The 5247-nt window shown below is 69.0% G+C and carries 6 protein-coding genes; 2 read left to right on the top strand and 4 right to left on the bottom strand.

Annotated features, from left to right (window positions below):
- Positions 1–217 precede the first annotated feature (217 nt).
- From G6024_RS13840 to sdhC, 4 genes are read right to left on the bottom strand one after another with little or no spacing between them, the layout of a single operon-like run.
- Positions 218–1009 carry a succinate dehydrogenase iron-sulfur subunit gene (locus tag G6024_RS13840; protein ID WP_119192275.1) on the bottom strand — a complete coding sequence of 264 codons (792 nt, stop codon included), beginning with the start codon at positions 1007–1009 and terminating at the stop codon, positions 218–220.
- Entirely contained in the window at positions 1009–2778 is a 1770-nt protein-coding gene (gene sdhA / locus G6024_RS13845; protein ID WP_067712170.1) for a succinate dehydrogenase flavoprotein subunit, read from the bottom strand. The genes G6024_RS13840 and sdhA overlap by 1 nt, the downstream gene beginning before the upstream one ends.
- Before the next feature lie 57 nt (positions 2779–2835).
- Entirely contained in the window at positions 2836–3267 is a 432-nt protein-coding gene (locus G6024_RS13850) for a succinate dehydrogenase hydrophobic membrane anchor subunit (protein ID WP_120286191.1), read from the bottom strand.
- Positions 3268–3281: 14 nt separating this feature from the next.
- Positions 3282–3689: a succinate dehydrogenase, cytochrome b556 subunit gene (gene sdhC / locus G6024_RS13855; protein ID WP_082923680.1), complete on the bottom strand. Its 408-nt coding sequence runs from the start codon at positions 3687–3689 to the stop codon at positions 3282–3284.
- Positions 3690–3878: 189 nt separating this feature from the next.
- Between sdhC and G6024_RS13860 the strand changes: the two genes are divergently transcribed.
- On the top strand, positions 3879–4331 hold the full coding sequence (locus tag G6024_RS13860; RefSeq protein ID WP_159148957.1) for a cytidine deaminase: 453 nt from the start codon (positions 3879–3881) through the stop codon (positions 4329–4331).
- 11 nt (positions 4332–4342) lie between these two features.
- On the top strand, positions 4343–5247 hold a 905-nt coding region (locus tag G6024_RS13865), incomplete at its 3' end, for a thymidine phosphorylase (protein ID WP_159148958.1).

The raw sequence follows: 5247 nt of genomic DNA on the forward strand, positions 1-5247 counted from the left end.
GGCTGTGGCCCGGGCGTGCGGCTGTGGCCCCGGGCGTGCGGCTGGGGTCGCAGCGGGCAGGCGCGTGTGCGGATGCCGGGGGCGGCGGGGAGGGTGGGGCCACGAGGGAAGGAAACGGCGGAGGGGCCGCATTCTCCGTCTGTGGAGAATGCGGCCCCGGCCGGTGCTGCGAGGCGACGTCGGAACGACGCGCGCCGGCGTGGTGGCTACCCGGTGGTCAGCGCGCGAACAGCAGGGCGCGCTTGACCTCCTGGATCGCCTGGGTCACCTGGATGCCACGGGGGCACGCGTCGGTGCAGTTGAAGGTGGTGCGGCAGCGCCACACGCCCTCGGCGTCGTTGAGGATCTCGAGCCGCTCGGCGGCGCCCTCGTCACGCGAATCGAAGATGAACCGGTGCGCGTTGACGATCGCCGCCGGCCCGAAGTACGACCCGTCGGCCCAGAACACGGGGCAGGAGGTCGTGCAGCAGGCGCAGAGGATGCACTTGGTGGTGTCGTCGAAACGGGCGCGGTCCGTCGGCGACTGGATGCGCTCGGCGGTCGGCTGGTTGCCGGAGGTGATGAGGTACGGCATCACGTCACGGAACGACTTGAAGAACGGCTCCATGTCGACGTACAGGTCCTTCTCCACCGGCAGCCCGCGGATCGGGGCGACCGTGATGGTGATGGACTTGCCGTCCTTGGGCAGCATGTCCTTCATGAGGACCTTGCACGCCAGTCGGTTGACGCCGTTGATCAGCATGGCGTCCGAGCCGCAGACGCCGTGCGCGCACGAGCGACGGAACGCGAGCGAGCCGTCGATGTAGTTCTTGACGTACATCAGCAGGTTGAGCAGACGGTCGGACGGCAGTGCCGGGACCTCGTACTCCTTCCAGCCGGCCGAGTCCGGATCCTCCGGGTTGAACCGGGCGATTTTCAGCGTGACCATGGTCGAGCCGGGCGGCACCGGACGGTTGGCGCCGGGGTCCTTGCCGTCGTTGGCCTTGGTGGTGTCGACTGCGGTGCTCATCAGTACTTACGCTCCATCGGCTCGTAGCGGGTCTGCACAACCGGCTTCCAATCCAGCCGGATGTCGGAGAGCAGGTCGAGACCGCCCTCCTTGAACGCCATCGTGTGTTTCATGTACGTGGCGTCGTCGCGGTCCGGGAAGTCCTCGCGGGAGTGACCGCCGCGTGACTCCTTGCGGTTGAGGGCACAGACGACCGTGACCTCCGCCAGCTCCAGCAGGAAGCCCAGTTCGACGGCCTCCAAGAGCTCGGTGTTGAAGCGCTTGCCCTTGTCCGAGACGGTGACGTCGGCGTAGCGGGCCTTGAGGGCGCGGAGCTCGTCACGGGCCTCGGTGAGCGACTGCTCGGTGCGGAAGACCGACGCCTTGTCGTCCATCATGGCCTGCATCTCGCTGCGGATGTCCGCGGCGTTCTCGCTGCCGTGCGGGGCGAGCATGCGCTCCATCCAGTCACGGACCATCTGCTCGGGCTCGGCGGGCAGCTCGACGAAGTCATGGCCCGCGGCGTACTCGGCGGCGGCGATGCCGGCGCGGCGGCCGAACACGTTGATGTCCAGCAGCGAGTTGGTGCCCAGACGGTTGGAGCCGTGAACGGACACGCAGGCGCACTCGCCCGCGGCGTAGAGGCCGGGAACGACGTCCTCGGAGTTGCGCAGCACCTCGCCCTGCACGTTGGTCGGGATACCGCCCATGACGTAGTGGCAGGTGGGGAAGACCGGCACGAGCTCGGTCACCGGGTCCACACCGAGGTAGGTGCGCGAGAACTCGGTGATGTCGGGCAGCTTCTCCTCCAGCACGTCGGCACCGAGGTGGGTCACGTCGATGTAGACGTAGTCCTTCTCGGGGCCGGCGCCGCGGCCCTCGCGGACCTCCAGGACCATCGAGCGGGCGACGATGTCACGGGGCGCGAGGTCCTTGATGGTGGGGGCGTAGCGCTCCATGAAGCGCTCACCGTCCGCGTTGCGCAGGATGCCGCCCTCACCGCGGACGGCCTCGGAGATGAGGATGCCCAGGCCGGCGAGGCCGGTCGGGTGGAACTGGTGGAACTCCATGTCCTCCAGCGGCAGGCCCTTGCGGAACACCACGGCCATGCCGTCACCGGTGAGGGTGTGGGCGTTCGAGGTGGTCTTGTACATGCGGCCCGAGCCACCCGTGGCGAAGACGGTGGCCTTGGAGTGGAACACGTGCAGGTCGCCGGAGGCGAGCTCGTAGGCGACGCAGCCGGTGGCGACGGGACCCTCGGGGGTCTCGGTGAGACACAGGTCCAGCACGTAGAACTCGTTGAAGAACTCCACGTTGTGCTTGACGCAGTTCTGGTAGAGCGTCTGTAGGATCATGTGACCGGTGCGGTCGGCCGCGTAGCAGGCGCGACGCACGGGCGCCTTGCCGTGGTCACGGGTGTGGCCGCCGAAGCGCCGCTGGTCGATCTTGCCCTCGGGCGTGCGATTGAACGGCAGGCCCATGTTCTCCAGGTCGATGACGGCGGTGATGGCCTCCTTGGCCATGATCTCCGCGGCGTCCTGGTCGACGAGGTAGTCGCCGCCCTTGACCGTGTCGAACGTGTGCCACTCCCAGTTGTCCTCCTCGACGTTCGCGAGGGCGGCGCACATGCCGCCCTGGGCGGCGCCGGTGTGGGAGCGGGTGGGGTAGAGCTTGGTGAGGACCGCGGTGCGGGTACGCGGGCCCGACTCGATGGCCGCGCGCATACCTGCGCCGCCGGCGCCGACGATCACGACGTCGTACTGATGCTGGTGGACCTGACGATCGGTCATGGGTTACTCAGTGCTCGCTTTCGGAAAGGTGAAGTCCGCAGACGAAGACGGCCGCGGTCAGAGGTCGTAGGCGAGGCCGAAGATGGCGTAGGTGCCCAGGACGAGGACGAGGCCGGTGGCGACGAACAGGATCGAGTTGAGCCAGAACCGGGTCGAGTCTTTGCGCGAGTAGTCCGCGATGACGGTGCGGACACCGTTGCCGCCGTGGAGCATGGCCAGCCAGAGCATGAGGAGATCCCACACGGCCCAGAACGGGCTCTGCCAGCGATCCGCCACGTACGCCCAGTCGATGCGGTGGACGCCCTCGTCGATCATCAGACCGACGGTGAGGTGACCGATCGTGAGGATGACCAGCGCGACGCCCGAGTAGCGCATGAAGATCCACGCCGAGCGTTCGAAGTTGCCGCGCGAGCGCAGGCGGGGCGAGCGCGGCTGCGCCAGGGAGGCCGGCCGGTCGTAGGACGTCTGGAGAACAGGTGCGTCTGCCATGGTGATCGTTCCCCTTAGAGGTGCTGGAAGAGAAGGAAGAGGAGGCGGGCGGTGGCCGCGGCGAACACCACGACCCAGATCGCCAGGACGGCCCACAGCATCTGGCGCTGGTACTTGGCGCCCTTCGACCAGAAGTCGATGAGGACGATCCGGAGACCGTTGAGCGCGTGGAAGAGCACGAGCGCGACCAGACCAATCTCCATGAGGCCGACGATCGGGGTCTTGTACGTGTCGATGACCGCGTTGTAACTCTCCGGGCTCACCGTGACGAGCGCGGTGTCGAGCACGTGGACGAAGAGGAAGAAGAAGATCGCGACGCCCGAGATGCGGTGCGCGACCCAGGACCACATCCCCGGGTCACCCTTGTAGAGGTTGAGCTTCTTTGTGGGGGCCGGACGCGCCGGCGCCTGCGCAGTACTCATGGGCTTGTCGTGCCTCCGAATCGTCTGGGCCTGATGCCATCGGCGCGCGTTCCGGCCCGAGAGCACAGCGGGCGCCTACTAGGACTTTAGACCTGAGATCTGACTAGGCGAAAGCAGGGTGGGTACCGTGGACCGAGCGGGTTCTCCCAGTGAGGGAAGCCTAAAAGATGTTACCGAGGGGTAAGCCAGGTGTCCCAGGACGAAACCGCAGCACAACACAACGCGATCGTCGCCGGCCTCGCCGACGCCGCCCTCGCCGCCGCACGGGGTGCCTACCGTCCGTACTCCGGGCTGGGGGTGGGGGCCGCCGCGCTGGCCGTCGGCCCGGACGCGGATCCGCCCGCCGGCGACCCCGACGGGCGGGTGCGGATGGTCGTCGGGTGCAACGTCGAGAACGCCTCCTACGGCCTGACCCTGTGCGCCGAGTGCTCGCTCGTCTCCGACCTCTACCGCACCGGGGGTGGGAGACTGCTCGAGCTCGTCGTCGTCTCCAACACCGGGGACCCCCTCGCGCCGTGCGGGCGCTGCCGACAACTCCTGCACGAACACGGCGGCCCCGGGCTGCTGGTCCACACCGCGCGAGGCGCGGTGCCCCTCGCCGAGCTCCTCCCGGACGCCTTCGGACCGGGGGACCTGCGGTGAGTGGATCTGGTGTGAGCGCGCGACACGACGCCGTGCGGATCATCGAGGCGAAGAGGGACGGGCGGGAGCTCGACGACGACGAGATCGACTGGATCGTCGACGGGTTCACCCGCGGGGTCGTCGCGCCCGAGCAGATGTCCGCGCTCGCGATGGCGATCTACTTCCGTGGGATGACCGAGCGGGAGATCTCCCGGTGGACCACGGCGATGGTGGGCTCCGGAACCCGGATGGACCTGTCCGGCCTGACCCGCGGCGGCAGGGTGGTGCCCACCGTCGACAAGCACTCCACCGGCGGCGTGGGCGACGCGATCACCCTCGTCCTGACACCGCTGTTGGCGACGTGGGACGTGGCGGTGCCACAACTGTCGGGCCGGGGGCTCGGCCACACCGGCGGCACGCTCGACAAACTCGAGTCGATCCCCGGGTGGCGCGCGGACCTCGACGCCGACGAGATGCGGGCCGTCCTGACGCGGACCGGGGCCGTGATCTGCGCCGCCGGGGCGGACCTCGCCCCCGCCGACCGGGCCCTCTACGCGCTGCGGGACGTCACCGGCACCGTCCCGTCCATCCCGATGATCGCGGCGTCCATCATGAGCAAGAAGATCGCCGAGGGCACCGGTGCGCTGGTGCTGGACGTGAAGTTCGGTTCCGGCGCGTTCCTGGCCGACCCCGCCGACGCCGCCGAGTTGGCGCGGATGATGGTCGGGATCGGCGCCGCCGCCGGTGTGCGGACCAGCGCCCTGGTGACCGCCAACCACACGCCCCTCGGTCGCGCCGTGGGCAACGCGCTCGAGGTGGCCGAGGCGCGGGAGATCCTCGCCGGCGGGGGGCCGGCCGACATGGTCGACCTGACCTGCGCGCTGGCGCTCGAGGCGCTCGCCGCGGTGGGGATCCCGGACGCCGACCCGCGTGCCCG

The sequence above is a fragment of the Dietzia maris genome (genome assembly GCF_014144855.1).
Taxonomy (GTDB): domain Bacteria; phylum Actinomycetota; class Actinomycetes; order Mycobacteriales; family Mycobacteriaceae; genus Dietzia; species Dietzia kunjamensis.

Bases quoted from the DNA above. Each gene is read 5' to 3' on its own strand.
- sdhA (WP_067712170.1), bottom strand. From the start codon at position 2,778: ATGACCGATCGTCAGGTCCACCAGCATCAGTACGACGTCGTGATCGTC.
- sdhC (WP_082923680.1), bottom strand. From the start codon at position 3,689: ATGAGTACTGCGCAGGCGCCGGCGCGTCCGGCCCCCACAAAGAAGCTC.
- G6024_RS13840 (WP_119192275.1), bottom strand. From the start codon at position 1,009: ATGAGCACCGCAGTCGACACCACCAAGGCCAACGACGGCAAGGACCCC.
- G6024_RS13850 (WP_120286191.1), bottom strand. From the start codon at position 3,267: ATGGCAGACGCACCTGTTCTCCAGACGTCCTACGACCGGCCGGCCTCC.